This is a genomic window from Rhizobium sp. PvP014 (genome assembly GCF_017876855.1).
Taxonomy (GTDB): domain Bacteria; phylum Pseudomonadota; class Alphaproteobacteria; order Rhizobiales; family Rhizobiaceae; genus Neorhizobium; species Neorhizobium soli.
In genome coordinates this window covers 225,785-251,556 of sequence record NZ_JAGIOT010000003.1, presented here as the reverse complement: position 1 = coordinate 251,556, position 25,772 = coordinate 225,785, and the positions used below count along the sequence as shown (strand labels likewise).

At 57.6% G+C, this 25,772-nt stretch carries 25 protein-coding genes; 12 read left to right on the top strand and 13 right to left on the bottom strand.

The genetic code is table 11. The features are described from left to right. Positions 1–128: 128 nt before the first annotated feature. On the bottom strand, positions 129–1,019 hold the full coding sequence (locus tag J3A65_RS22740; RefSeq protein ID WP_209904069.1) for a LysR substrate-binding domain-containing protein: 891 nt from the start codon (positions 1,017–1,019) through the stop codon (positions 129–131). A gap of 265 nt (positions 1,020–1,284) precedes the next feature. Between J3A65_RS22740 and J3A65_RS22735 the strand changes: the two genes are divergently transcribed. The 4 genes from J3A65_RS22735 to J3A65_RS22720 all read left to right on the top strand — a co-directional run bounded on the left by J3A65_RS22735 (position 1,285) and on the right by J3A65_RS22720 (position 5,687). Beyond that, positions 1,285–2,889: an ABC transporter substrate-binding protein gene (locus J3A65_RS22735; RefSeq protein ID WP_209904067.1), complete on the top strand. Its 1,605-nt coding sequence runs from the start codon at positions 1,285–1,287 to the stop codon at positions 2,887–2,889. A gap of 63 nt (positions 2,890–2,952) precedes the next feature. Next, a complete protein-coding gene (locus J3A65_RS22730) occupies positions 2,953–4,059 on the top strand; it encodes an FAD-dependent oxidoreductase (protein ID WP_209904065.1) in 1,107 nt (368 codons plus the stop codon). A gap of 83 nt (positions 4,060–4,142) precedes the next feature. Beyond that, complete coding sequence (locus J3A65_RS22725) at positions 4,143–4,499, top strand: RidA family protein (RefSeq protein ID WP_209904063.1); 357 nt, start codon at positions 4,143–4,145, stop codon at positions 4,497–4,499. Positions 4,500–4,559: 60 nt separating this feature from the next. Further along, positions 4,560–5,687 (top strand): alpha-hydroxy acid oxidase, encoded by a 1,128-nt coding sequence (locus J3A65_RS22720; RefSeq protein ID WP_209904061.1) that lies wholly within the window; start codon positions 4,560–4,562, stop codon positions 5,685–5,687. A gap of 232 nt (positions 5,688–5,919) precedes the next feature. On the opposite strand, the gene J3A65_RS22715 is transcribed toward J3A65_RS22720, so the two are convergent. Then, entirely contained in the window at positions 5,920–6,834 is a 915-nt protein-coding gene (locus J3A65_RS22715) for a LysR family transcriptional regulator (protein WP_209904186.1), read from the bottom strand. Positions 6,835–6,970: 136 nt separating this feature from the next. Here J3A65_RS22715 and J3A65_RS22710 point away from each other — a divergent pair, with 136 nt between their 5' ends. The 4 genes from J3A65_RS22710 to J3A65_RS22695 all read left to right on the top strand — a co-directional run bounded on the left by J3A65_RS22710 (position 6,971) and on the right by J3A65_RS22695 (position 9,826). Further along, the gene (locus tag J3A65_RS22710) at positions 6,971–7,450 is read left to right on the top strand and encodes a carboxymuconolactone decarboxylase family protein (protein ID WP_209904059.1); all 480 of its coding nucleotides are present in this window, start codon (positions 6,971–6,973) and stop codon (positions 7,448–7,450) included. 66 nt (positions 7,451–7,516) lie between these two features. After that, entirely contained in the window at positions 7,517–8,269 is a 753-nt protein-coding gene (locus J3A65_RS22705) for an SDR family oxidoreductase (protein ID WP_209904057.1), read from the top strand. Positions 8,270–8,302: 33 nt separating this feature from the next. After that, positions 8,303–8,728 carry a cupin domain-containing protein gene (locus J3A65_RS22700; protein ID WP_209904054.1) on the top strand — a complete coding sequence of 142 codons (426 nt, stop codon included), beginning with the start codon at positions 8,303–8,305 and terminating at the stop codon, positions 8,726–8,728. Positions 8,729–8,800: 72 nt separating this feature from the next. After that, positions 8,801–9,826, top strand: a complete 1,026-nt coding sequence (locus J3A65_RS22695) for a mechanosensitive ion channel family protein (protein ID WP_209904052.1) — start codon at positions 8,801–8,803, stop codon at positions 9,824–9,826. Here J3A65_RS22695 and J3A65_RS22690 read toward each other — a convergent pair. From J3A65_RS22690 to J3A65_RS22670, 5 genes are all read right to left on the bottom strand, one after another. Then, a complete protein-coding gene (locus J3A65_RS22690; RefSeq protein ID WP_209904049.1) occupies positions 9,809–10,297 on the bottom strand; it encodes an Rrf2 family transcriptional regulator in 489 nt (162 codons plus the stop codon). The genes J3A65_RS22695 and J3A65_RS22690 overlap by 18 nt on opposite strands. A gap of 738 nt (positions 10,298–11,035) precedes the next feature. Beyond that, complete coding sequence (locus J3A65_RS22685; RefSeq protein WP_209904047.1) at positions 11,036–11,674, bottom strand: glutathione S-transferase family protein; 639 nt, start codon at positions 11,672–11,674, stop codon at positions 11,036–11,038. Between the two features lie 83 nt (positions 11,675–11,757). Then, positions 11,758–13,239 (bottom strand): catalase, encoded by a 1,482-nt coding sequence (locus J3A65_RS22680; protein ID WP_209904045.1) that lies wholly within the window; start codon positions 13,237–13,239, stop codon positions 11,758–11,760. Between the two features lie 228 nt (positions 13,240–13,467). Next, positions 13,468–13,905 carry a DsrE family protein gene (locus J3A65_RS22675; RefSeq protein WP_209904043.1) on the bottom strand — a complete coding sequence of 146 codons (438 nt, stop codon included), beginning with the start codon at positions 13,903–13,905 and terminating at the stop codon, positions 13,468–13,470. Positions 13,906–14,574: 669 nt separating this feature from the next. Then, on the bottom strand, positions 14,575–15,006 hold the full coding sequence (locus J3A65_RS22670) for a MarR family transcriptional regulator (RefSeq protein WP_209904040.1): 432 nt from the start codon (positions 15,004–15,006) through the stop codon (positions 14,575–14,577). A 158-nt stretch (positions 15,007–15,164) separates the two neighbouring features. Between J3A65_RS22670 and J3A65_RS22665 the strand changes: the two genes are divergently transcribed. The 3 genes from J3A65_RS22665 (at position 15,165) to J3A65_RS22655 (ending at position 18,246) form a co-directional block, all read left to right on the top strand. Further along, on the top strand, positions 15,165–15,926 hold the full coding sequence (locus J3A65_RS22665) for an alpha/beta hydrolase (RefSeq protein ID WP_209904038.1): 762 nt from the start codon (positions 15,165–15,167) through the stop codon (positions 15,924–15,926). Between the two features lie 293 nt (positions 15,927–16,219). Then, a complete protein-coding gene (locus J3A65_RS22660; protein WP_245341765.1) occupies positions 16,220–17,140 on the top strand; it encodes an alpha/beta hydrolase in 921 nt (306 codons plus the stop codon). Positions 17,141–17,283: 143 nt separating this feature from the next. Beyond that, positions 17,284–18,246, top strand: coding sequence for an MBL fold metallo-hydrolase (locus tag J3A65_RS22655; RefSeq protein WP_209904034.1), 963 nt, complete (start codon positions 17,284–17,286; stop codon positions 18,244–18,246). Between the two features lie 906 nt (positions 18,247–19,152). On the opposite strand, the gene J3A65_RS22650 is transcribed toward J3A65_RS22655, so the two are convergent. The 6 genes from J3A65_RS22650 to J3A65_RS22625 form a co-directional block, all read right to left on the bottom strand. Next, positions 19,153–20,118 carry a helix-turn-helix domain-containing protein gene (locus J3A65_RS22650; protein WP_209904032.1) on the bottom strand — a complete coding sequence of 322 codons (966 nt, stop codon included), beginning with the start codon at positions 20,116–20,118 and terminating at the stop codon, positions 19,153–19,155. Positions 20,119–20,282: 164 nt separating this feature from the next. Then, on the bottom strand, positions 20,283–20,522 hold the full coding sequence (locus J3A65_RS22645; protein WP_245341747.1) for a DUF302 domain-containing protein: 240 nt from the start codon (positions 20,520–20,522) through the stop codon (positions 20,283–20,285). Positions 20,523–20,660: 138 nt separating this feature from the next. Beyond that, on the bottom strand, positions 20,661–21,260 hold the full coding sequence (gene wrbA / locus J3A65_RS22640; RefSeq protein ID WP_209904030.1) for an NAD(P)H:quinone oxidoreductase: 600 nt from the start codon (positions 21,258–21,260) through the stop codon (positions 20,661–20,663). A 13-nt stretch (positions 21,261–21,273) separates the two neighbouring features. After that, complete coding sequence (locus tag J3A65_RS22635; protein ID WP_348635249.1) at positions 21,274–21,804, bottom strand: DNA starvation/stationary phase protection protein; 531 nt, start codon at positions 21,802–21,804, stop codon at positions 21,274–21,276. Positions 21,805–21,962: 158 nt separating this feature from the next. Next, positions 21,963–22,904 (bottom strand): AraC family transcriptional regulator, encoded by a 942-nt coding sequence (locus J3A65_RS22630; protein WP_209904026.1) that lies wholly within the window; start codon positions 22,902–22,904, stop codon positions 21,963–21,965. 763 nt (positions 22,905–23,667) lie between these two features. Next, positions 23,668–24,516 (bottom strand): SDR family oxidoreductase, encoded by an 849-nt coding sequence (locus tag J3A65_RS22625; protein ID WP_209904024.1) that lies wholly within the window; start codon positions 24,514–24,516, stop codon positions 23,668–23,670. Positions 24,517–24,616: 100 nt separating this feature from the next. Here J3A65_RS22625 and J3A65_RS22620 point away from each other — a divergent pair, with 100 nt between their 5' ends. After that, a complete protein-coding gene (locus J3A65_RS22620) occupies positions 24,617–25,522 on the top strand; it encodes a LysR substrate-binding domain-containing protein (RefSeq protein ID WP_209904022.1) in 906 nt (301 codons plus the stop codon). Positions 25,523–25,772: the final 250 nt, after the last annotated feature.

The window sequence follows — 25,772 nt, the reverse complement described above, 5'->3', positions numbered from 1 at the left end:
GCTCTCCATCGCTTTCAGCTCTTGCCATCAGTCGTGAGCGGAATTGTCGCTCAGCTGCCATACCTTCCTCCGACGCCTTGAGCCAATCCGAACCTGCGGCCCTGTACTGGTTAGTCGCGTCTTTTAGGTCACTGATTGAAAGGCGAAACGGCCGTGCGGATGAATTCGACCAGTTTCTGAGAGGCGAGCGAGGGCGGCCGGCTGGAAGGTGTCAGCAGCCAGACATTCATGAGGGTTTCCGGCAGCAAGGTACGGCGCACAAGGCGACTTTCCGGATAGTCCAGCCCGACGAACGGCGGCACGATCGAGATGCCGACCCCGCTGGCGACGAGACTGCACGCGGTTTCCGACAGCGGGACTTCGATCCGGGTGCGCTTTTGTACGCCGCGCATCTGAAACGCGCGGTCGACCGTCATCAGCGAACAATCGTCCCGGGGCAGCGAGACGAATGATTCGTTGCGCAGGTCGTCGATTTCCACCACCTGCTTTGCGGCAAGCGGATGGCCTGCGGGGAGCACGCAGACCATGGCGAAGCGCATGATGATCTCCGAGCGGACATTGGGCTGGTCGAAAGGCAGGACGCTGATACCGATATCCACCTGCCCCGCCGCGACGAGTTCTCCGATCCGTGGCGAGTTCCGGCTCTGCAAGGTCAGGTGCATGTCGGGCTGCTCGGCCAGAAATGGCGACAGCGCCTGCGTGAGATAACGCGTGGAAAACGCCGCGGGCGCCGCGATTGTCACTTCACCCCACTCCCGATTACGGACCGCCTCGGCTAGCTTTGCTATCCGCTTTGTCCCGGCAAACATCCGGTCAACCTCGGCGGCCAGTAGGCGGGCCTCGAGCGTCGGCACCAGCCGTCCGCCGCTGCGGGTGAAGAGCTTGAATCCGCAGGCTTCCGAAAAGCTTTTCAGAAGTTTGCTGACGGCCGGCTGGGAAATGCCGAGCCGCTCCCCGGCAAACGTCACCGATCCGGTTTCGATCGTCATGTGAAATGCTTCGAGCTGCCTGATATTCATCCCTGACCGCATCCTTGATGCCGCATCCCGCACCATGAGTTTTGGTTATAATGATAGGACAACAAGCTATTTGACAATCATATTGTCAATGCGCTTCTATCCAGCAAGCAAGATCGTCTCTCTTCCAGAAGATGCAAAAGCACCGGTCGGGAACCAAGCAAGAAAACCAATTAACTGCGTCGGGCACACTGCTCCGCGGACGGCCCTGCCAAGGCCGGCTGGTGATCAATAATGCCAAGGCCGCAAAAGAAGGGAACGGAAGTATATGAACAAGACACTCGGCCTCTACCTGTTTGCCCTCATGGCAGCTGCCCCCGCCAATGCCGCAATGCTGTCGGTCTGCATCGAGGGTTCCCCGGAAGTCTTTAATCCGCAAATGACCAGCAACGGCACGACCTCATTTGTGCTCGGACAAATCTATGACGGCCTAGTTTCGGTCAAGGCAGGCTCGTCCGAGATCGAACGGGCACTCGCGGAGAGTTGGACCGTCTCCGACGACGCCAAAACCTATACGTTCACGCTGCGGCATGGCGTGAAGTGGCAGTCGAGCGACAGGTTCAAGCCAAGCCGGGAATTCAATGCGGACGACGTGATCTTTACATTTGAACGAATGATGAAGGCCGACCACCCCTATGCCAAGGTCAATGGTGGCACCTATATCACGTTCAACACCAAGCTTGCGGATGCCTTGGAAGGGGTCCGTAAGGTCGACGACTACACCGTCGCTTTCACATTGAAACAACCGCTTGCCCCGTTCATCGGCATCATGGCGCACCAGTCCCTGGCCATTACCTCGGGCGAATATGCCGAGCAACTCGCCAAGGCGGGCACGCCGGAATTGATCGACCGGGAACCGATCGGTACCGGCCCATTCCAGCTGCAGGCCTATCAGCAGGACGCACTCGTGAGGCTGATGCCGTTCGCGGATACCTGGGGAGCCGCGATCAAGGATCCGGCGCGCACGCCGATGCTCGATACAGTCGTCATGGCAATCGGCGCCGATGCGTCGGTGCGGCTGCAGCGTGCCATCGCGGGTGAATGCCAGATCGCACTTTATCCGAACCTTGCCGATCGCGCGATGATCGAAGACAGCGGAACGCTGAAGGCGGTGCAGACCCCGGTAGCCTCGACCGGCTTCATCACCTTCAATTTCAGGGACGAGAAGTTCAAGGATAAACGCGTCCGCGAAGCCCTCGCACACGCGATCAACATCGAGCCGCTCGTCGGCCAAGTCTATGACGGGATGGGAACCGTCACCGGGGCGGTCATTCCACCCTCGCTCTGGGGTTACGACAAGGATGTCGGCGCCTACAGCTACGATCCGGAACTTGCCAAAAAGCTTCTTGCCGAGGCTGGCTACAAGGACGGGTTCTCGACCGAACTGTGGGCCATCCCCGTTGCACGCCCCTACATGCCGAACGGCCGCCGTGCTGCCGAGATGATCCAGGCGGATTGGGCAAAGGTCGGCGTCAAGGCAACCGTCATCTCCTACGAATGGGGCGAATACATCACCCGTGCCCGCAATGGCGAGGCACAGGTCGGCATGTTCGGAGGCATCTATGACTTTCCGGATCCGAGCCAGATCCCGAACAACTATTTCACCTGCGACCCGGCCGGCAAGCCCAGCCCGTCCAATATTGGCGCATGGTGCGACACGGAATTTAACGGCCTGATGAGCCAGGCGGGCTCCGTGACGGACAAGGAACTGCGCATTGAGCTCTACAAACAGGCCCAGAAGGAGTTCCATGCCGAAGTTCCGGCGGTCATCCTCGGCGGTGCAGACACGATCACCGCGGTCGCGAGAAGCGTTAAGGGCTATGTCCCGGCCATCTTCGGTACCAGTCGGCTTTCCGGCGTGACCGTGGAATAATAGACGACCATCGCCCGGGGACGGTGTCGCCGGGCTTCCGACACTTTACACCAGGAATTCGAAATGCGTGTGTTGATTATCGGGGCCGGCATCCTTGGCTCCAGTGCAGCCTACCATCTGGCAGCTCAGGGTATCGAGGTCGAAATCGTCGATCAGGCTCATCAGGGCAAGGCCACCATGGCGGGTGCGGGCATCGTCTGCCCTTGGGCAACGAGGGTCGAAGAGGCGGAATGGTACAAGCTCTACGAGGCGGGAACCCGCTTCTATGACGGGCTGATTAGCGGTCTGACGTCCAGGGGCGAGACCGATCTCGGGTACGGCAAGGTCGGCGCGCTAGTCGTCGCGGAAGATCGGGCGGAATTCGACGCTGCGGCGGACCGTGTGGCCCGTCGCACCGCGAACGCGCCGGAAGCCGGTGAGGTTCGCCATCTCAATCCAGCCGAGGCGCGAGCCCTTTTCCCGCCCCTGCGCGAGGATCTCGATGCGATTCACATTCCGGGTGCCGCCCGCGTCGATGCGCGGCTGCTGTCTGCCGCCATGGTGCGCGCAGCCGTTTCGATGGGTGCGAAATTTCGCAACGACTATGTGACGCTGAGAACGGATGGCGATCGCGCCGGCTGCCTCGACAGCACTGGAGCGGAGATTGCAGCCGACCAGATCATCGTAACGGCCGGTGCCTGGGCCTCGCAGATTCTGCGGCCACTCGGCCTGCACCACCCCGTCGTGCCGCAGAAGGGGCAGATCGTCCACCTGCGCTTGCCAGGTGTCGCCACTGCCAAATGGCCGGTCGTGCTGCCGATGAGCAGTCACTACATGCTTGCTTTTGACGACAGCCGGGTGGTAATCGGCGCAACCCGCGAAAACAATTCCGGGTTCGACTACCGCGTCACGGCGGCGGGCGAGATGGAGGTCCTGAGCGCGGGCCTTAAGATCGCGCCGGGTCTTGCCCATGCGACGCTGATCGAAACGCGCATCGGCTTTCGTCCGGCCGGCGAAACGATGAATCCAATTCTCGGCCGCGTGCCCGGCTTCGCCAACCTGACGCTCGGCAACGGCCTGGGCGCCGGCGGCCTGACGATCGGCCCGTTTGCCGGAAGCCAGATCGCCAGGATCGCCGCAGGCCAGGCAACCGACATCCCGCTCGATCTCTACGCACCGAAGGCGAGCTGAATTAAGGCTTCTCCAATCGCTGCTCTTCCCAATCTCCGCTGCACGTCGCGGCGGAGATCCCTCATCTCGACAAGGAAAATGACATGATCACCCGTCACCGCAAACACCGCATCATGCACGGCGTCGTCGAACACAACGGCGTCCTTTATGTCGGCGGCCATGCCGCCGGCGACATTTCCGTCGGCATGAAGCAGCAGACCGAACAGACCTGCGCCAAGCTCGAGGAAGTGCTGAAAGAATGTGGTTCCGACAAGCACAACATTCTCTCTGCCCGCATCTACCTTTCCGACATGTCGGGCAAGGAAGCGATGAATGAGGCATGGCTTGCCTGGCTCGACGGCGATGACCTCCCCTCCCGGGCGACGATCGGCGTCGCCGATCTGGGCGATCCCAAGCGGCTCATCGAAATCGTCCTGATCGCCGCCAAGAAGGACGCCTGAATTTTCCACGAAGGGCGGGTGTGAACCCGCCCTTGCAACCTTTCAACCGGGAGAAGGGAAATGAGCGACAAGCGGAACCGGATCGACGACCGTTATGCGACATCGGAGAAATACACGACGCTGCGAGGCATCTATCACGATGCTAAGCGGCGTCTTTCCGATATCGACTGGAACTACCTGTCCTGCGGCACCGGCGACGAGGTGACGTTGAGGGAAAATATCACGGTCTTTGACAAGGTGCGATTTGAGGTGCCGCTGTTTGCCGGCATCAGCAATCCCGATACTCGCACAACCGTGCTCGGTTTTGACCTCAGCTTCCCGGCGTTCATCGCTCCCTTCGGTGGCGGCGAGGCTGTGTTTCATCCGCAGGGCCACCTGGCGATCGGCCGGGCCGCGGCAGCCGTCGGCATTCGACAGATGGTGCCGGTTGCCGCCTCCCACTCGCTGGAGGAGATCGCGAAGGCGTCTTCGGTCGCTTCGGTCTTCCAAATGACTTTCGTCGGTGACGAGGATGGCGTGCTCGAGATGATCGAGCGCGCCAAGGCGGCGGGCTATACCTACATATGCGCCACCTATTCGCCGATCCGGCAATGGCGGGAACGAATGATGGAAGACCGGTTCTCGCTGCGCAACGAGGCCTCGCCCTCGAACTTCGGCACCGGCAAGTCGGATCCCGCAGCGCTGCAGGAACTGCTCGAGTTCACCAAGCCGCGATGGAGCTGGGCGCAGGCCGCAAACGTCATCCGGCGGTCTTCGCTTCCCTGCATCGTCAAAGGCGTTTGCAGTGTAAGGGACGCAAAAGCGTCGTTGGATGCCGGCGCGGTCGGCCTCTACGTGTCGAATTACGGCGGACGCACCATCGACCGTACGCCAACCGCGCTGGAAACCCTGCCGGCGATCCGGAAAGCCGTGGGCAAGGATGTTCCAATCATTCTCGATAGCGGCATTCGCCGCGGCAGCGACATTGCGGCCTCGATCGCACTCGGCGCCAATGCAGTAGCCCTCGGACGGCTTGTCGCCTACGGCATGGCCGCTGATGGCGAGCACGGTGTTCGTCGGACGCTGGAATTGCTACAGCGCGAATTTTGGACAACGCTCGGTCATCTCGGGTGTTCGTCGGTCGACGAACTCTCGACCACCGTACTTGCAGAGCAGCCGCAAAATTGGATGTTCCGAGCCTCCGATTAGTTGTTGTATTCGCCTTGAAGGGATACGAACCGGCAACCCTCAGTTCCAGGCGATTTCAAGGAGAATTCCACGCTCTCATCTTCGGCGCATCTTTAGTGCCAGAGCCATCGCGCGGGTGGAGACTCGGCTTCGGCGAATTTCGCACCCTGTCTTGGAAAAACGTATCGCCACGGCCCGCCGTCAAGCTGATCCCACATCGCGGTTAGTCAGCCTTGACCGGTCTGCCGTGAGGTCAAGCAGCCGCCTCGGCCGTGCCCATCAATACATCCTCACCAACGGCATCGACCAGGAAATCCAGAACAGCACGGACACGCAGCGGAAGATTGCGGCGTGAGGCGTAGACAATGGTGATCGGCAACCGCACTGGCGGAAAGGCCGGCATCACTTTGACCAAGCGCCCCGCAGCGATGTCATCGCCAGCAAGAATGTGAGACAGCACAGCCAGTCCGCCGCCGGCGAGCGCGGCGCGATGCACCGCTCCGGTATTGTTGAAGATCATCCTCGGGGTGACCTTAACCCTTTCGATGTCGGCGCCATTCAAAAAACTCCAGGACCGCCCCTCACCGCCACGATTGTAGCAGATGCAATCATGATCGGGTATCTCAAGCAGATGGTTGGGCATACCCCGCCTCTGGATATAACTGGGTGCGGCAACATGGAAGGCTGTCGTCCAGCCGATCCGGCGACAGATCAGACTGCTATCGGTCACCTCACCGAGGCGGACTTCGAGATCGATCCCCTCGCCGACCAGGTCCGAAGACTGTTCGCAAAAGAGGACGTCAACGGACAGGCTATGACAATCCTTCAAGAAGGCAGGAAGCCGGTCGCTGATGTAGAGGCCGAGCGCTGCCGGCAGACTAATCCTGACTTTTCCGGAAGCGATGGCGCCATCAGCCGACGCGGTTTCGCCCAGCGCTTCCACAGCATCGATAACCTTCTGCGCCATCGAAATCATCTGCTCGCCCTCGACTGTCAGGGAGAGGGCGTTGGTAGAGCGGTGGAACAGCCGCGTACTGTAATGCTCCTCAAGCGATGAGACCTGCCGCGACACCGCCGGCTGGGTCAGACCGAGATCCAGTGCCGCCGCAGAGAATGACCCAGTCTCGGCTACGCGCAAGAATGTCCTCAATGCTGAGACCACGTCCATCCAGCTCCCCCTCTGCTCATACCATTTGAAATAAGCGTTATGCCGAAAGCTTAGGCTGGTTCTGGTTGCCTGTCCAGCAATTACGGATATTAAATATCCATAAGGATAACATGAGTCCTTAATCACGGAGAAAGCCATGACACAGCGCCTCAACTACGCAGCCCAGTCCCCCGAGTTTTTCAAGAAGATATCCGAGCTCAGCCTGTCGCTGAAAGACAGCGTCATCGAGCAGTCGATCCGCGATCTCGTCAATATCCGTGCATCGCAGATCAATGGCTGCGCCTTCTGCCTCGACATGCACGTCAAGGAAGCCAAGATCCACGGCGAAAGCGAACTTCGCCTCTATCACGTTTCGATCTGGCGAGAATCCAACCTGTTCGCTCCCCGCGAACGCGCAGCCCTTGCTTGGACCGAAGCCGTTACCGAGCTGCCTGAAGGCGGCATTCCGGACGAGCTTTACGAGCGTGTCCGCGGCCAGCTCTCGGAGAAGGAAGTGTCCGACCTCACCTTCTCCATCATGACCATCAACGCCTGGAACCGCGTCAGCATTGCCTTCAAGGCCGTGCCCGGCTCGGCCGACAAGCTCTACGGCCTCGACAAGGCTGGCCTCAGCTGAGGTCCGCAGACATCTGCGCCGCATCAACAACCACACGATGTCAGCACGGCTGACGGAGGAACGACCATGAAAATCGTCATCATCGGCGGAACCGGCCTGATCGGTTCGAAGACCACCGACCGCCTTCGGGCAAAAGGCATTGAAGTGATCGCCGCCTCTCCCAATACCGGCGTCAACACCATTACCGGCGAGGGGCTGACCGAGGCGCTGGCGGGAACGGATGTGGTTCTCGATCTCGCCAATTCCCCATCCTTCGAGGACAAGGCAGTGATGGAGTTCTTCGAGACCTCAGGCCGCAATCTGCTCGCTGCCGAAAAGGCGGCTGGCGTGAAGCACCACATCGCGCTCTCCGTCGTCGGAACGGACAAGCTCCAGGAAAGCGGATACTTCCGCGCCAAGCTGGCGCAGGAGAAGCTGATCCGCGAGGCCGGCATTCCCTACACGATCGTTCACTCAACCCAGTTCATGGAGTTTCTCGGCGGCATCGCGCAGTCCGCCCTGGTTGAAGGCAAGGTGCATCTGTCGCCGGCCTTCGTGCAACCCATCGCCTCCGACGATGTCGCGGATGCGATGGCTGACGTGGCGCTTGCCCCCCCGGTCAACGGTTTGATCGAGATCGCCGGACCGAAGCGCTTCCCGCTGAACGAACTGGTCGCCCGCTATATGGAAGCGACGGGAGACACCCGACAGGTCGTTGCCGATCCGCAAGCCAAATACTTCGGCGCCCGCCTGGAAGAACGCACGCTTGTTTCCGACAACAATCCGCAGCTCGGCAAGATCGGTTTTGAACAGTGGTTCGCCACCGCTCCTCGCAAGTGAAATCCCACTCCGCAATCACGAAGGAAGAATGTCATGATCAGAAAAACCATTTCCGCGGTGGCGATCGCCATCGTCACGTCAGTAACCGCGATTGCGCATGACGCACCGGGTGGCGGTTCAGCATCGAAGGTCACCCTCGTCTATGAACACGAGCTGCCGAATCTGCCGGGCAAAAGCCTCAAGGGCGTTCTGGTCGAGTACGGTCCGGGTGGGTATTCCGACGCGCATACGCACCCGGACAGCGCCTTCATCTACGCCACCGTGCTGGAGGGATCGATCCTCAGCCAGGTCAATGACGGTCCGGTCAGGGAATACAAGGCTGGAGAACACTTCTCCGAACTCCCGGGCGACCGCCACGGCGTCAGCAAGAACGGCAGCGACACGAAGCCCGCCAAGCTTCTCGCCGTCTTCGTGGTCGATACCAATCAAAAGGAACTGACCTACCCGATCAAGAAGTAGAGATCTCAACAAGGACCGGATGCCGTCGCCGCATCCGGTCCCTTTTGTCCTTCAAGTCTGGAGTGACCTGCCATGGCCGTTGACCTGTCCGCACTGGCATTCGCAATCGTCGATATCGTGGGCGTGATCGGCATCCTTGTCTGGCATGTTCAGGGCAAGGATCGACCAACGGCGCGCCTCATCGTCCAGATCCTGTTCTTTGCGACCATGACTGCGACGTTCTTGTCGCAGGGGATCCTTCCGTTTCGAGTGACGACGGGAGATATTGAAGGGCTTACCGCCTATCTCGGGAAATCCGCGCGCGTTCTCTGGTGGGTCCACCTCGCCTGGGCAACGATCGGCTTCGTACGCCTCTACATTGCGCTCGACCGTCGACCGCAGGAGGCGAGACTGATCCAGGATCTGATCGTCGCCGGCGTTTATCTAGGTGTTGCGCTTTGCATTATCGGCTTCGTGTTCGGCGCACCGATCGGAACGCTCGTCGCCACCTCCGGCGTGGTTGCCATCATCCTCGGCCTTGCCCTCCAGAACACCTTGGGCGACCTGTTCTCCGGCTTGGCCCTCACACTGGGTCGCCCGTTTACGATCGGAGACTGGATCCAGCTAGGCGACGGCACAGAGGGACGCGTCATCCAGAACAACTGGCGCTCGACACAGATCCTGACGCCGGCACATAATGTTGTTGTTCTCCCCAACAGCGCACTCGCCAAACTCAGTCTCACCAACCTGACGCGACCGGATGAATCGCACCTGGTCGTATTGGCTATCCGCATTGCAGCCGACCGACAGCCATCCGCCATTGAAGCAATTTTGGTGTCTGCACTGGAGGATTGCCGGTTCATTGTTCAGGAGCCCAAGCCCGTCGTGGCGTTCAAGGGCATTGATGCGATCGCAATCGATGTCGAATTGCTGTTCCGCGTCACCAGTCCTGCCAACCGAGTGCCGGCGCGCAACGAGATCATCGATGTCGCCAGCCAACACTGCGCGACCCAAGGTCTTGGCTTTGCAATGCCGGCACAAGCCTATCTCGTCGTGCCCAGCCTGGGCGACAAGATGGAGAAATCTGGATCGGTCGGCGGCCTACCCCGCGCGCTTTAGCACCCAGTCGAAGGTTCCGGCCCAGATGCCCGGGTCGATCTCCTGCTCCAGCGTTTTCCCGAGGTCTGCAAACGTAGCCTTCCGGAGCGCCGTCCGCCACGCTTCGTCAGCTTCCCACATGATCCGTGCAATCGCACACGAACCGCTGTCACAGAAGCCCTTGGGTCGGCACGGGTTGTTGGCTCGGATGTTCTGACAGACGAAGGTCCGACCGCTCCCCTCCACTGCTTCGACGACATCAAGAAATGTCAGCTCTGCCGGTGCCCTTGCCAGGCGATAGCCGCCCAAAGGGCCAAGCGTCGTATGGACAAGGCCTGCGTGTGACAGGCTCTGAAGTGCCTTTGATAGATATTCCTTCGGAAGCCCATGCAGCTCTGCCAGCGCCTTGGTCGACAGATATCGCCCGTCAGGCAGGCCCGCTAGAATCGCGCAACAGTGGAGTGCCCATTCGACTTGGCTTTTGAGTATCATGCGATGGGGACCTCGGATTGCAATTAAGGATACATGGTATCCCTATTTTGAATGCCTGTAAATGCGGCCCGGTGCTGTATGGACGGCCATCCCAAGAGGAATCGCCGTCCATTGCCTGCGCGCTTTAAAGGCTCAGTCCAAACGATCACCCAGTGACAGGCCAGTCAATTGCTCCGAAAGCAGCCAGAGCCGTTCAGCTGCCTGTGGGTCCATGGCCCAAGGCGCCACGCCTTTGCTGCCATCCGTTTCCGCCTGCGGCAGGGCGACCGCGCAATCTTCGCAATAGACACCACCGATACCGTTGAGTTCGGGCCGCGTTGCTGCCCAGACGCTCGTTGCTGCCCCTTGTTCCGGCGTCTTGAGGTCGCGCGAGGGATCGGCTACGCGTCTGACAGCGCTTTTGCCGCCAGCTTCCGGCGCGTCCTTGGCCAGTCACCTGCACGTTATCGTGGCCTGTATCGCGACAAGATGCGGACTAAGGTCGTCAACTCCTGACTGCTGACTCGCCTATTGGCTCGTCGACTGCGCTGGACGATACAACGGCAAAGCAAGTCGCCACTATCTGTGCCCGCTTTCGGTCTGCACCCGCTTCATACGCCTTGAGTGGAATCGAACTGCCGATCTGGGCCAGATGTACGCTAAACTGTTGGGATTTATAGGAATTGACAAAATCAAAATGACTGCCGTGGCATATTATGCACTTGTTCGATGTGAAGGTGAACTTGCGGGTAACGCTTGTCATTCGAAACTTGGTTGGGTGCTTTTGTAGCTCGGCAGTTTCTGCATGGTATTCCACCAGTCATCAAACCCGGGCACGTCGAACACAACATCTTTATCCGGTGTCAGTGAGACGTAAAAAGCGAGGGGCGCGAGGTAAAGATCGGCCAGTCCTAATTTTCCCCCCGAAATGAACTTCGACTGCATCCGCGTTGTCATCGCGAATTCTATGACCTTCCGGCCAGCTTCGATGCCGCTTGCACGTCTCTCCTCGCTTTTTCCGCCGGCGAAATCGGGGAATAAATGGTACGCAGAGACACCTCCGATAAGCGACGCATAGCCGTAGGAATCAATGATGCCGATGACCATGTCCATTCGCGCGCGATCATTTACGTCTCTGGGTATCAAGGACTTTCCCGGCAAAACGTCGTTAAGAAAGCGCGCTATCGCTGCGGTTTCCAGTAGCCTTATGCCGTTGTAATCGAGAACAGGCACCTTGCCAAAAGGATGGCGCAGCAGGTGGTCTGGGGATTTTGGTTCACCTTTCAAAACGTTCAAAGGAACTTGTCGGAAGTCCGTGAAATTCTTCTCCGAAAGAACCATTCGGATTGTTCTAACGTAAGTGGAGCCGTCAAATCCCCAAAGTGTAATGTTTGCCATCTGCGTACCTTTTGTACTGACATTAAATATTTATCGAAAAATATGTTGCTAACGCTCGCGAGCAGGCTGTACTTTGCCGACTGCTAAGCGTTAAAATCCTCGATAAAAGATGCCTTTTTCATGAGGGACAGCGCCGCAGTTACACCGGCGCCGTACCTCGGGTCCGCTTTCAGGCAGTTGGCGATGTGTCGATCCTGGATAGCCGGCGAGACGCCCTTCATTGCGCGCGCTGTGTTATCAAACAAAACCTGTTGCTGGTCTTCGTTCATGTTGCGAAAGAGATTTCCGGGCTGTTCATAGTGATCGTCGTCAACGCGATGATCCCAATGGGTAGCAGCGCCCTCAATCGCGAGCGGCGGTTCACTGAAGTCTGGCTGTTCGTCCCAGTCGCCCCGAGAGTTGGGAACATAACTGGTGGTACCTCCATGGTTTCCATCCACGCGCATCGCTCCGTCGCGATGATACGAATGATACGGACATTTTGGAGCATTAACCGGAATCTGATGATGGTTGACGCCGAGACGGTAATTGGCCGCATCCGCGTAGGAGAACAGACGCGCCTGAAGCATTTTGTCCGGTGAAAAACTAATACCTGGCACGATGTGCGAGGGGGCGAACGACGATTGTTCGACTTCTGCGAAGAAGTTCTCGGGGTTGCGGTTCAACTCAAACTCCCCAACTTCGATCAAGGGATAATCGCCATGCGGCCAAACCTTCGTGAGATCGAACGGATTGACGGAGTGATGATGAGCATCTTTTTCAGGCATTAGCTGAATGAAGAGGGTCCACTTCGGAAAATTTCCCCTCTCGATATTCTCATATAGATCGCGCTGATGCGTCTCACGATCGTTGCCAATGAGCGCTATCGCCTCCTCATCCGTGAGATTTTCGATGCCCTGCTGGGTTTTAAACGTGAACTTCACCCAGAACCGCTCGTTAGCGGCGTTGATTAAGCTGTACGTATGGCTGCCGAAGCCGTGCATGTTCCGGAAGCTTTTAGGAATACCACGGTCGCTCATGACGATTGTAATCTGGTGCAACGCCTCCGGAAGCATCGTCCAGAAGTCCCAGTTGTTCTCCGCACTCCTCATTCCGGTGCGCGGGTCACGCTTGATCGCGTGGTTGAGGTCTGGAAATCGAAGAGGATCACGGAAGAAAAACACCGGGGTATTGTTACCAACCAGATCCCAGTTGCCCTGCTCCGTGTAAAACTTCATCGCAAAGCCGCGGATGTCACGTTCGGCGTCGGCAGCACCCCGTTCTCCCGCGACCGAGGAAAAGCGCGTGAACATCGGGGTTCGCTTACCGATTTCGGAAAACATCATCGCCTTTGTGTATCTCGTGACGTCATGCGTAACCGTGAAAGTCCCGTAAGCTCCGGAACCTTTCGCATGCATACGACGCTCAGGAATAACTTCCCGGTCGAAATGCGCGAGCTTTTCCATAAGCCAAACGTCTTGCAGAAGTGCCGGACCGCGCCTGCCTGCTGTCTGGATATTAAAATTATCCGGAACTGGAGTGCCTGCAGCTGTCGTGAGTCGCTTCTTGGAGTATTTATCGTCCATCTGAACGTCCTTTGTGGGCATGAGGAACCACCGACCCGCGCGGGACCGCTCGTCTCAGTGAGAGTTAGAAGATCGAAGGCGGGAGCGTTAAGTTGCGGTGTGTACCATCAGCACAATCATCAATAATTCATCATGTCAGGAAAATCGCCAGGCTTACCGAATACCGTCGGCCTGTCCACGCGGCGACGCCACGATAAGCGCGTCAAAAGCAGCAGCAGAAGTGCCGGCCTACTCAGAAACTTTGACAAAACCTTCCTGCACCAGTTGGATCGTTCGCGCCATCGCGTCGGTGTTAACCTGAAAATCAGGCAGCAAGTCCAAGTTGCCCCACCCATGTGCTTTCGCGGTCGCGCCGCACAGCTCCATGTGGACACCCTGCTCGACAAGGGCGGCAACGAGCTCCTTATATGGATTACCCGTAGAAATATTCCGATCGGCATTATAGGCCTGATCATGAAGTGCCACATGGCCCGCATTAGTATGGAACACAGCGACAATGTTCGATGTCGCGTTCCAGTCCGTGACGTCGCCGGCGATAAGCTCCAAGTGGAAGAGGGAGGCTGGCAAGTCGCCTTCGAATGCCAGCGCGCCGATGCTGAAGACCACCTTGACCTGGGCGAGCTTCACCGGGATGTCGATAAGAAGTTCGTGTCGTGGATTTCTCATTTGGGTATCCTTGTTAAGGTCGCGTTTTGTTGTTCAAAGAGACCGCACTGATACGTGATGCTGCAGTCCCAGACCTGGATGCGGTTGTCATTGTAACGGCCTCGGAAAGTACAAACGCCGGCGCAACATGGCGCGGTTCAATCGTTGCGCGACAACTGTCAAAGGCCAGGAAAAATTGAAGCTCAAGCCGTTTACAGACGTCGGGCGCCTGCCCGACGTCTGGCTTCCACTGATAGCCCACATCCGCAGGAGCAGTGATTGGCGGAATGGACAAAGTACAGGGCACAACTGACAAACCAATTATGGTGTGTTCCCAGATTGACCTGGCATCCGCAACGCTCGGCGAAGCACCGGCCGCTTACATCAAGGCCTACGCCCCGATCGTACTTTTCATGCCGCAGCAGCGGCGAGGCCGCGGGCGCAAGACATCGCTTGGGGCGGTGACAGACGCATTTTTCGAGCACGCCTTTACGCGCCCTGCAAGGCTGCATGGTGCGTGTCGGTAATGGTCATCCAACCGACCATTTCCCTAGCACCGGTTTTGATGTCACCGGCTATCGCGCTGCAGCGTAAATGTCCCTGTAGTTCCACCAAATGGCGGATTTCAGCTGCGTAATAACGGACCGCGCGATCATGTTGTTTCTTTCAATTTTGGCAGAGGATCGGGCGTTATTTAGTCTGGGTGTATGCATCCACGCTGGAGCAAAAATCGTGGAGTTGGCTGGTGATGTGATCCAGCTGCTCAAGTTTCATGCCGGACGCTGCAGCAAGTGTTTCGCCCAAGCATTTGGACTTGTCTTGAAGCGCTCTGCCAGCCTCTGTCAAGAAGACATGCACCTGCCGCTCGTCGACGTCGTTACGCTTACGTGTGACAAATCCAGCCTTTTCCAATCGTTTCATCAGCGGCGTGATGGTACTTGGATCAAGCGTTAAACGACTGGCGATGTTACCAATCTTGCGGCCGTCCTCTTCCCATAACGTGCTGAGGACGAGGTACTGAGGGTAGGTAATTTCCAGCTGGTCAAGGATCGGCTTGTAGGCGCGATTGATGGAAATCGTGGCGCTATAGAGCGCAAAGCAGAGCTGGTCTTCTAGGGTCATGGCGGTCAATCCAATTTCTCACGACTAATCACAAATTATTTATCACGACAAATATTAGCTAGACAAGTCAGTTCTAAGGTCTACAAATGTGATTATCGCGATAATGTTTATTGCGAATGTTAACGTCAGGTTTCTTTCAAACTTTTAAGGATAGCCCAATGTCTAAATTTCTTTTATTTGCCGGGTCCGCATTGCTGCTGGCAACAACCGCTCTTTCGGTCGGACCGGTCGCGGCCGCAACTGATGGCATAAAGAATATCGTGCTTGTGCACGGCGCCTATGCCGATGGCACAGGCTGGAAAGCCGTCGCCGAATTGCTGATCAAGGACGGTTTCAAGGTCAGCGTCGTCCAGCAGCCGGAGACAAGCCTTGAGGACGATATCCAGGCAACCCAACGTATCTTGGATCTACAGGATGGGCCTGTCGTGCTCGTCGGCCACAGCTACGGCGGCCAGATCATCACCGATGCCGGCAATGATCCGAAGGTCAAGTCTCTGGTTTATGTCGCGGCCTTGATGCCCGACGTCGGTGACAGCGTTTTGTCTCTGGCCAAGACGATGCCGGCACCCAATGACGACGTCAAGGCAACCAAGGATGGCTACCTATACCTAGAGCCTGCTAAATTTGCCGAGGACTTTGCCGCCGACTTGCCCGCCGAAACGTCGGCATTCATGGCGATCTCCCAGATGCCGGCAGCCGTCAAGGCCTTTTCCACGGCGACTAAGAAGGCTGCTTGGCACGACAAGCCGGCATTCGCGATTTTGGCGACCGAAGATAAAGCGCTGAGCCCCGACCTTGAGCGTTGGATGTACAAGCGCGCAGGCGCCGATGTCACGGAGGTAAAGGCAAGTCACGCGGTATTCATGTCGCAGCCGCAGGCCGTTGCCGACGTGATCAAAAAGGCGGCACAGGCCAAGTAGTCTGCTTCGAACAGCGCGATGACCCCGGCCGCATGCTTTGGCATGGGGGCCGGAGCTAGGAGCTGTCGGGGCGTGCCGGCTGACACCGACGAGCCCGTCGGCCTCGGTACGCCGCCGTCAGTTTGTCCGTTGTCGCCTTTGTTTTGTCGGCCCCGCCCGTTCATCACACACATCTTCGAGACTAAGTTTGCTGCACACCCAGGCTCGGCCCTGGTGCGGACAAGGAGAACAGAATGTCTGGAAAAGAAAGTCCCACGGACGGCGGAAATACACGCCGCGAGGTTCTGGTCGGCATGGCGGCGGTTTCCACCGCTGCTGCCATCCTGCCATCCTTCGCGCAAGCCGCTTCACAGTCAAAAACCAAGATCAATTCAGGAGACAAGACTATGGGTACCATTACTGTCAAAGACGGCACGGAGATTTTCTTTAAGGACTGGGGCACAGGCCAACCAATCGTATTCCACCATGGATGGCCGCTCAGCGCCGACGACTGGGACGCGCAGATGCTGTTCTTTCTGGCGCAGGGTTTTCGCGTGATTGCCTATGACCGTCGCGGTCACGGTCGTTCGAGCCCCTCGGCCAGCAACAACGATATGGACACCTTCGCTGACGACTGCGCGGTCCTGGTCAAGCATCTTGGCCTCAAGGGCGCCATCCATGTCGGACATTCAACCGGCGGCGGCGAAGTCATTCGCTATGTCGCAAAGCATGGCGGCGGCGGCCTCGTCTCCAAGGCCGTGACGATCAGTGCGATCCCGCCGGTCATGGTCAAGTCGACCGACAATCCGGATGGCGTTCCGATCGAAGTGTTCGATGGCATCCGCGCGGGTGTCGCTGGCAATCGTGCCCAGTTTTACGCCGATCTGGCTGCCGGTCCCTTCTACGGCTATAACCGCCCGGGCGCCAAGGTTTCTGAAGGCACCAAACAGGAGTGGTGGCGTCAGGCGATGATGGGCGACATCAAGGCGCAGTATGATTGCGTCAAGACGTTCTCGGAAACGAACTTCACAGCGGATCTTAAGAAGATCGATGTGCCCGTGCTGGTCATGCACGGAGAAGACGACCAGGTCGTTCCGATTGCCAACTCGGCGCAGAAGGCCATCAAACTGCTGAAAAAAGGCACGCTGAAGACCTACCCGGGACTGCCACATGGCATGTTTGCCACCAATCCGGACCTGATCAACGCCGACCTGCTGTCCTTCTTTCGCAGCTAATCGCGGGCAGCAACCGGCACTCTCATGGATGCCGCAGATCTTCATCCCGCCGATTGATTGGCGGGATGAAGAGGTCTCGCCGGCTCACTCTGTGCTGCGCATTACCGCCTCAAAACCTCACACTTATATCAAAGGAAATGATTATGCGCGGATCTCCTCTTTCCCGTCGCGGCTTCTGCCTATGCTGCGTCGGCGCAGCAACATTTACGGCCACGGGCGGATGGCTCCAGCCACGTCATGTCTTTGCTAAGGCGCAGGGCGTCGTCGACATGATCCGCGAGTCCGCAGCAGAAACACCGATCACCACATATGATTTGCGCGGTGGCCTGATGATACTGGAGGGCTCCGGTGGCAACATTCTGGCCTCATCTGGCTCAGATGGGGTCGTCCTGATCGATGCCGGAATTGGCGTGTCTTCGGCCAAGATAAAGCAGGCCGTTTCAAAACTGGGGTCAAAACCCATCCGCCATGTCATCAACACCCATTGGCACTTCGACCACGCCGATGGCAACGAATGGCTCGGGCGCGAGGGTGCGGCGATTCACGCTCACAAGAATACGCTTGTGCATCTGAAGTCTGCACAGCGCGTGGAAGAATGGGATTTTGACTTCCCGCCTTCCCCGCCAGTCGCCCTTCCCTCTTCCACATTCGGCGACCATCATGTCTTTGACCTGAACGGCGACAAGATCCAGGTGGACTATTACGGGTCTGCACACACGGACAGTGACGTGTCTGTCCATTTCGAAAAACACGACATTCTCCACGTGGCTGACACCTACTGGAACGGCATCTACCCTTTCATCGATTATTCCACCGGCGGCAGCATCGACGGGATGATCAAAGCTGCGCAAAGCAACGTCAACAAAGCTGGAGCCGACACGATTGTCATACCGGGACATGGGCATCCGGTGAGCAACCGCAAGGAACTGGTCGCCTATCGTGATATGCTGGTTGCTATCCGCTCAAACGTCGCGGAACTGAAATCCAAGGGACTTTCACTCAACGAAACAGTTGCAAAACGTCCGACGAGGGCATTCGACGAGGTTTGGGGCAAGTTCGTAATCGGCCCTGAGTTTTTTACCAAACTCGTCTACGAGGGCGTCTAGACCAAAAGTCGGAAGCATAGCGGTTGCTATCATGACCTCATGCCCCGCGGTGTAAAAACTCGCACCGGCATCCACAAGGGCGATCCGTGCACACAGGTGCCCCTTGAAATTCAGTGCTCCGCAGATTGCCCAGTCAAGACGACCGCCGCCAGAAAAAACACTGGTGGCGATCATCTTTTACTGCATCCAGGCGCATGTCCCCCACCGATACCGGTGAGACACATCAACAGGAACATTGTCATGGCTCAAAAAGACGCTTTCAAGACCGGTCCCCAGCATCTGGCGCACTTCTGATCGAGTACGCCGGTGTGGTGCGGCCCGCTTGCCGCGGCACTCGTCGTGAGTTCTGTCGTCTGGCTTGACCCCGCACAGGCGAGCGCAGTCGATCGGGTCAACGCCGGCGAGGTGAGCTGTGGACAGCTACAATCCATCATCAACACCAAAGGAGCGGCCATAGTCCGGTACCCGTCAACCGTGTACCCGGTCTGCCACGCTACGATACTTTTGTGCGGACCGGCTCGCTTTGCGAACGAAACCAGGTTCAGACCGGCAGAAAGCTTCGATCTCGCGACGGTGAGTGCCATGTGGTTTCCTGCCAAATCAGCAACCACCAGAACTAGTGCCTGGCATCATGCAACGCTTGCTCGCGGCACTTTGCGGGTTTTAGAGCGGGTTTGCGGTCGGGCTCGCATCCCTCGTCAAGCCTAATCCCAATATCGGTAACAATGCCCGCGGCATTTTGCCAGTTCACAAAAGCCGCCCGCTATCACGAGATCAACATGTTCGGCTCACCGAGCGGGCAGCCTAGCCCCACACGTGTGCCTCTTTAACCCCGCGTTTCTGGCTATGGCGCCGCTGCATGGACAGGCGCAGGTGTGGAACCTCGCCCGATGGCGATTACTTTCGTCAACCACCGCCAAAGCGTCTCCGATAATCTGCCGGGTTCAGTCCGGTAAGCTTGAAGAACGATCTGCGAAAGGAGCCAAGATCGGTGTAGCCGACTTCCCACGCTACGCTTTCGATTGGTCGTCGGCTGCCGGACATGAGTTCGCGGGCTTTGGCAACGCGCAGGTGGCGGCAATACTCCTGCGGCTTGAGGCCGGTCGCTTTGCGAAATCGCCGGAGGAAAGTTCGTTCCTCGAGTCCCGCCCGCTCTGCCATGGCGCTGTTGGTTATCCCGCGGGTTCCCATATTTTCCATCCACAGTTGGGTCCGCAACACCGCTTCATCGCCGTGTTCGAGTTGAGGCGAGAAGATTTTGAAATAGCGTTGCTCTCGGCCTGGCGGTTCGATCAGCATGAAATCCGCCGTGTCTACCATCGCCACCGGGCCCAGTATACGATCGACCAAATGGAGACCGAGATCAATCCAGGCCATGAAACCGCCGGCGGTGATCACATCGCCATTGTCGATCAGAATTCGATTGGCGTCGATATTGAGGTCGGGAAAACGCCCGGCCAGTTCGTCGACAAGACTGAAGTGAGTGGTCACCAAACGTGTATGCGCAACGCCGGTCTGGGCAAGGAGGAAGGCCCCACCGCATACGGACGCAAGCTTTGCGCCGTCTGCGTGCCGGTCGCGCAGCCAGTTGATTGTGTTTTCGCCAAAACCTCTTATGTCGGGGTTGACCAAACAGGGTCCCATGACAATGAACGTCGGCTCGCCGGCCGTGCCGGGCATTGTGTCGAAAATTCTTTGGGTCTTCTGGCTTCCAAACTGTTGCAGATGGCTCACGCGCATCACCGGTTGTTTAAGACCGAGCCTTTCGCAATTCAATCTATTGGCAAAATAGAGCAGATCTGTAAGGCCGAGCACCGCCGACATCTGAACGCCGGGATACAGCAACAGCCCGACTTCCATTGGCGGGTTCATGTTCAAGTTCCTTAAATATCATCTTCTGGTGGTAAAAGATCTGCTCCGAGATCCCCTTTGGCGCTTTCGAAATCGGTCGCCGGCTGGCGACTGTTCGAAACCATGGACGCCCCGTCGAGGTCACTGTTTTTTTGCCGACGGAAGCGGGCTAGGCGCCTGGCCTGTTACCGGACGGCTTTGACGAGTACACTCTGGGCTAACATCAGTGTCGCTGTCATTGCCGGCGTTATGCCGGCAGATGCCGCCAGGTCGACCACATTCCTAAACACGATAAAGGTATTGCATGCCGCGTCCTCACGAATGAGGACGCGGAGAGGCAAGTCGAGCGCAGCATCGGGCGCGGCCATCATCAGTGGTGTGCCGCTGCGTGGATTTCCATAGATGACGACCAGCGTCGGTGGCATCTACAACCCGACATCGAGTGCCAGCTTCGAGTGATCGATCGTCGCGAAGATCGTCAACCCGGCAGACTCGATCGCGGCTGTGTGCTCCGACAGTTTTGGTAAATGTCAGTGCGGATCGATACCGCACCGTTGCGTCGCTCATCCGAATATATGCGCTGCGGTTTTGGCGACGATCTCGCCCTGGTGGCGGGCTCCGGCGAGGTCGATTTCGGTTGGACGCCGGGAGCCATCGCCACCGGCGACTGTGGTTGCGCCGTAGGGTGCGCCACCGACGATCTCGTCGACAGTCATTTGCCCCTGGTGGCTATAGGGAAGTCCGACAATGATCATGCCGAAGTGCAGAAGATTGGTGATGATGGAAAACAGCGTCGCTTCTTGCCCGCCGTGCTGTGTGCCACTGGAAGAGAATGCCGCGCCGACCTTTCCGTTCAGTGTGCCTCTTGCCCACAGGCCGCCGGCTTGATCAAGGAATGACGCCATCTGCGATGATAGGCGCCCGAAGCGTGTGCCGGTCCCAACGATAATCGCGTCATAGTGTTCGAGATCTTCAATCGAGGCGATGGGCGCACTTTGGTCCAGCTTGTAGCCGTTTTGCCGGGCAACCTCCGCGGGGATCGTTTCTGGAACCCGCTTGATATCGACCGTCGCTCCGGCGGTACGGGCGCCCTCGGCGACGGCGGCTGCCATCGTTTCGATGTGGCCATATGCGGAATAATACAACACAAGGACTCTAGCCATGGGTGGTCTCCATTCAGGGTTTTTGGGGTAGATGTGCAGCAATGAACCAGACCTGGGTCTCGTTGGTTCTGATGATGCTGCTGACGACGAGATCATTAGTGCCATCGTCGCCCGCCGCGGCCGCCGCGGCCGCGGTGTCGTGGCTCTGCTGCAGAATGATCTCGTGCGCCTCGAGCAGGCGGGCAAGCTGTGTCGGGACGTCCTCGCGTCCCTTCGGCGGGCGTGCAATCTTTGTCATCTCGGCGGCATCGGCGGCCATCGCGATACTAATCCCGCCGAGGGTCATGATGCGTTCGGCGATACCGTCCACCAGGGCAGCCTGTTCTTCATGGTGTTTGTCCAGAAGGAGATGCATCTGATAGAAAGACGGCCCCGACATCTGCCAGTGGTGCTTCTTGTAAAGGTCCCGAAGCGTCATCGTGTCTGCCAGCAGCTGGTTCAGCAGGGAGACGCTCTGTGTGCGGACGTTGTCCTTAATCCCGATCGGCATTGCCGCCAGGGTTCCGAAGGCTTGGATCTCCCTGAATTTCAGCGGGGCGCTCACCGGTTCGATGGCAAATTCAGAATGCCTCAGAGACGTCATATAAGCTCCATGCTTTGGTTGCAGTCATTCCCATCACTCGGGGCAAGGCAGGACATTTACGACAAAGCCTGGGAATATCTTGAACGGCGCGTGGGATTTTGACTGTAACGCTGAGAATGTCAGCAAAGGGCCCGCCAGTCGCCCGGCGTCAGGCCGGTGTGGCTGGTAAACACCCGCGTGAAATGGCTTTGATCGGCGAAACCGCACGCATAGGCGATTTCGGAAAGCCGCAGGCTCTTGCCTTGCAAAAGATATTTGGCGGTCTCGACGCGATGCTGGCGTAGCCACCTGAAGGGCGGTTGACCGGTGCTTGCTCGGAACGCCGCACGGAAGGTGGACGGAGGGAGACCGAGCGCCTCGGCGATGCGTCCAAGTGATGGCTCACTGGACAGGTCTTCGGTCAAAAGATCCTTGGCCTGTTTCTCCTGAGTAATCGTAAGCCGGCGCGACGCCCACTGGGTCTGTCGAACTGTGGAATGTCGGTTGACGAGATGGGCGTGGATGGCCAGGACAATGTGATCGAAGAACAGGCCGTCCCACGGATTATCGCTGCGGAGAGCCCGGACTAGCAGCCTGCCAAGCGTTTCGACGTACGGATCTACTTGGTAGCTGTTGCGCCACAGGGGCGCAAATTCCGGAATCTGATTATCTGCGGCCAGTTCCTTCAAAGCCAGCTCTGGAAATTGAAAATGAACAGATTCGAATGGATTTGCGAGCACGCCCTGCGGGTCTTCTTCCAGGTGCACCATGCTGATTGAACCCGCTGGATAGACGTCTGCGTTATGGAGCTTGCCACCCTTCCAGAGCTCGTGGTTGTGCACTGGCGTTAGCCACAAGGAAAGAACGAAGGCTTTTTCCCGCGGTAGCGGCACGGAAATTTCGCGACTGCCTTTCGCGACATAGAGATGGGTCATCGTGATCGCGGAGGATTTAAGTGTGAATGTCTGCTTGGTTGGGACAGGCGCGAGCCCAAAGTTTTTGCCAACGATCAGTCCCAGACCCTGTTTAGTTCGCCCCGGCCGCGACAGGTCGAGATCATCAACGTTGCCCTTGTATGCCACTAGAATCTCCAGTTACCAGAGCACAATGGCCCGAGCTGTTCGTGCGGTGTTAAAGGCGGCGCGTGTCAACTGACGATCCACGCACAAAACAATTGAATGCATCATTCCGGCGATTATATGCATACCTGAATCCGATCAATCTGGCTACGACTTATTTTGACGCTGTATCACAGGGAAAACGCCGGTGACCCGTAATGCACTGTTTTCAGCTCTCGGCGGGCAAGCGGCGTCAGACTATGCAAACGCAAGATGAATCTCTTGCTATTCGACAATTGGAGCCGTTGAGCTAACATGGCAGCACCGATTGAATGGATATTGCGTCGTTAAATGAAAGCAATAATAGATGCTTCAGTTGGTACGCTGTGTCTGTTTTCAAGTGATGTATTGCCGGGGGCTGGGGAAGCTAAGCTGCTTAGAACAGCTCAGGTCTGCCCCGCGACCAAGTAGGTCGCGGAGACCAACCGGTTGATGGCCATCGCCAGCGGCGTCAATCCGACCAAATAGAAGTGCGTCGGGCCACGCAGTGAAGCCATCAACCTGAATGAGCCGCTGGAAGGCAGATGCCGGTAGGCCGGAGGCTGGGTTGACCAGGAAGCGCTGCCTTCGGAAAGCGTTCGGGCCAAAGTGGTAAGTGTAACAGACGCATTCATGCCCCAATTTGCCCAGCCTGTTTACGTTTCCCCTCCAGGAGGCATATTTAACCGTTGGCGAGATCCGGAGACCAGCATGGCCTTCGTCACAATCATGCAACCAGGCGCTAATTCTAAGGTGACGTATCCTCAAGCTTTGAGAGAAAGATGCGGCGCACAAGAGCCTGGTACTGCGCCTCTGTGGCTCCACGCCGAGCGTCCACAAGCGGCATGATGTCATTTGTCGGCAGATACCGCAGCCGGTCCGAGCCATCGGTCGCTGCTTCAAAGATCGTAGACGCAACCTTTTCAACGGCGTCCGGGTCTGCCCCTTGGGTCATGCCATCATAGAGTTTGCTAATGTGATTAAGGAATGGAAAGTAATCTGTGGGGACGGAAAGCTCAGCGCCTTCCATGCCGCTACGTTTCATGAAGCCTGTTCCTGGAGCACCGCCTGGCTCTACGAGCTTTACCTTGATGCCAAGACCGTACAGCTCATATCCGAGAGCCTCGGTAAAACCCTCGATGGCAAATTTCGATGCTGAGTATAGCGATGCCATCGGGAAACCTATGACACCTGCGCCGGACGTAACGTTGATGATTGTGCCCTGCCGGTTTGCTCTGAAATGCGGAAGAATTGCACGGGTCACATCCAACACCCCGAAGAGGTTGACGTCAAATTGCTGTTTCACTGCTTCAGGAGAAGCGCCTTCGAAGATCGCAAAGAGGCCGTAGCCGGCATTGTTGACGACCGTGTCAATGCGACCGAACCGCTCGATACCCGCCACAATCGCAGTCTCAATGCTGCCAGGGTCTTCAACATCGAGACGCGTTACGAGCAGTTTATTGCCGGACTGCAGGGTGCTGTTGGCCTCGGGATTGCGCATTGTTGCAACGACATTCCAGCCGCGCTCGCTGAAAAGCTTGGTGGTGGCTTCACCAAATCCGGAAGACGTACCAGTGATGAGGACGGTTTGCGTCATGTGATTTCTCCGCTTTCTTGACTTGCCAGCTTCTATAAGCGAGAAATACAGAACGGATAAGCCGTTCAATCCCGAACAGCTTCATGATGGAAACCGTACAATGGAGGAGCTTGGGCTCAGGTCGCTGACGGTCGTGAGCCTTGTCGCGAAACATAGAAGTTTTCGTGGGGCGGCGATCGAACTGGCTATCGCACCATCCTCGGTAAGCCACATAGTGGCAAATATCGAGAAGCGAATTGGCATCAGGCTTTTCCTTCGCAATACTCGAAGCGTGTCGTTGACCGAAGCAGGTGAAGCATTTCTTGCGCGGATTAGACCTGCATTGGCGGAAATCAACGGCGCGCTGGAGGGTATCCACGAACTGCGAGATCATCCGACCGGGCTCATACGAATTAACGCGTCGAGTTGGGGCGCTGGCAGACTGTTACCGATCGTCGTGAGTTTCATGCAGGCATATCCTGAGGTAAAAGTGGATCTTACCTGCGAAGGCAGGATCGTCGACATTATCGCGGAAGGGTTCGATGCAGGGCTCCGATTGGAATCTATCGTGCCTCAGGACATGGTCTCTGTATCGCTGGGCGTACCAGAGCGGCTCATCCTCGTTGCAGCGCCCTCATACCTTACGGCGCGCGGGACACCGAGGACACCCGGCGACCTCCTCTCACATGAATGTATCCAAGCCCGGCTTCCGAGTGGTATCATTATGGAATGGGAAATGGACCGTCGCGGCGAGTCCGCAAAACCAAAAGTGACGGGCCGGCTTACGGCCGGATCAACAGTGCTTGCAGCAGAGGCTGCGGCCAGCGGGTTCGGCATCGCTTATGCCGACGCCCGTGAAGCAGCGCCTTTCCTCGAAAATGGCCAATTGAAGCAAGTGATGGAGGAGTGGACCCCAACACTGGGCAGCGAGGCGCTTTACTACCCACCCTCTCGCCTGCCATCGGCGGCTTTCAGGGCATTTGTCGACTATGTTCGGGCATACCGCCGGTCAGTTGATCGAGCCTAGACGATCTATGGTGTTCTGACGACTGGTCACAGGCTGGCTCGGCCGTGAGCAACGACTTTTAGCGCCGCATCCTCGCCCTCGACACTCCTTCATCATGCCAAACTTGGCCACCATGCTCCGCGACACCCATTGCGGGGACCCATGGCAGGTTTCCGCCCCTTATTGGCAGAGTAGGGCTCCGCAAGTGAATTGATTGGCAACCGCTGATGGGAGAATTGTAGGTCCGGTGAGTGACTGCCCGCTTTGGCGT

Coding starts and splice junctions, on each gene's coding strand:
- J3A65_RS22680 (WP_209904045.1), bottom strand. CDS start 13,239: ATGGACGATAAATACTCCAAGAAGCGACTCACGACAGCTGCAGGCACT.
- J3A65_RS22625 (WP_209904024.1), bottom strand. CDS start 24,516: ATGACGCAAACCGTCCTCATCACTGGTACGTCTTCCGGATTTGGTGAA.
- J3A65_RS22690 (WP_209904049.1), bottom strand. CDS start 10,297: ATGATACTCAAAAGCCAAGTCGAATGGGCACTCCACTGTTGCGCGATT.
- J3A65_RS22670 (WP_209904040.1), bottom strand. CDS start 15,006: ATGACCCTAGAAGACCAGCTCTGCTTTGCGCTCTATAGCGCCACGATT.
- J3A65_RS22695 (WP_209904052.1), top strand. CDS start 8,801: ATGGCCGTTGACCTGTCCGCACTGGCATTCGCAATCGTCGATATCGTG.
- J3A65_RS22660 (WP_245341765.1), top strand. CDS start 16,220: ATGGCGGCGGTTTCCACCGCTGCTGCCATCCTGCCATCCTTCGCGCAA.
- J3A65_RS22740 (WP_209904069.1), bottom strand. CDS start 1,019: ATGAATATCAGGCAGCTCGAAGCATTTCACATGACGATCGAAACCGGA.
- J3A65_RS22725 (WP_209904063.1), top strand. CDS start 4,143: ATGATCACCCGTCACCGCAAACACCGCATCATGCACGGCGTCGTCGAA.
- J3A65_RS22685 (WP_209904047.1), bottom strand. CDS start 11,674: ATGGCAAACATTACACTTTGGGGATTTGACGGCTCCACTTACGTTAGA.
- J3A65_RS22655 (WP_209904034.1), top strand. CDS start 17,284: ATGCGCGGATCTCCTCTTTCCCGTCGCGGCTTCTGCCTATGCTGCGTC.
- J3A65_RS22650 (WP_209904032.1), bottom strand. CDS start 20,118: ATGAACCCGCCAATGGAAGTCGGGCTGTTGCTGTATCCCGGCGTTCAG.
- J3A65_RS22730 (WP_209904065.1), top strand. CDS start 2,953: ATGCGTGTGTTGATTATCGGGGCCGGCATCCTTGGCTCCAGTGCAGCC.
- J3A65_RS22715 (WP_209904186.1), bottom strand. CDS start 6,834: ATGGACGTGGTCTCAGCATTGAGGACATTCTTGCGCGTAGCCGAGACT.
- J3A65_RS22720 (WP_209904061.1), top strand. CDS start 4,560: ATGAGCGACAAGCGGAACCGGATCGACGACCGTTATGCGACATCGGAG.
- J3A65_RS22665 (WP_209904038.1), top strand. CDS start 15,165: ATGTCTAAATTTCTTTTATTTGCCGGGTCCGCATTGCTGCTGGCAACA.
- J3A65_RS22700 (WP_209904054.1), top strand. CDS start 8,303: ATGATCAGAAAAACCATTTCCGCGGTGGCGATCGCCATCGTCACGTCA.
- J3A65_RS22710 (WP_209904059.1), top strand. CDS start 6,971: ATGACACAGCGCCTCAACTACGCAGCCCAGTCCCCCGAGTTTTTCAAG.
- J3A65_RS22705 (WP_209904057.1), top strand. CDS start 7,517: ATGAAAATCGTCATCATCGGCGGAACCGGCCTGATCGGTTCGAAGACC.
- wrbA (WP_209904030.1), bottom strand. CDS start 21,260: ATGGCTAGAGTCCTTGTGTTGTATTATTCCGCATATGGCCACATCGAA.
- J3A65_RS22620 (WP_209904022.1), top strand. CDS start 24,617: ATGGAGGAGCTTGGGCTCAGGTCGCTGACGGTCGTGAGCCTTGTCGCG.
- J3A65_RS22645 (WP_245341747.1), bottom strand. CDS start 20,522: ATGCCACCGACGCTGGTCGTCATCTATGGAAATCCACGCAGCGGCACA.
- J3A65_RS22675 (WP_209904043.1), bottom strand. CDS start 13,905: ATGAGAAATCCACGACACGAACTTCTTATCGACATCCCGGTGAAGCTC.
- J3A65_RS22735 (WP_209904067.1), top strand. CDS start 1,285: ATGAACAAGACACTCGGCCTCTACCTGTTTGCCCTCATGGCAGCTGCC.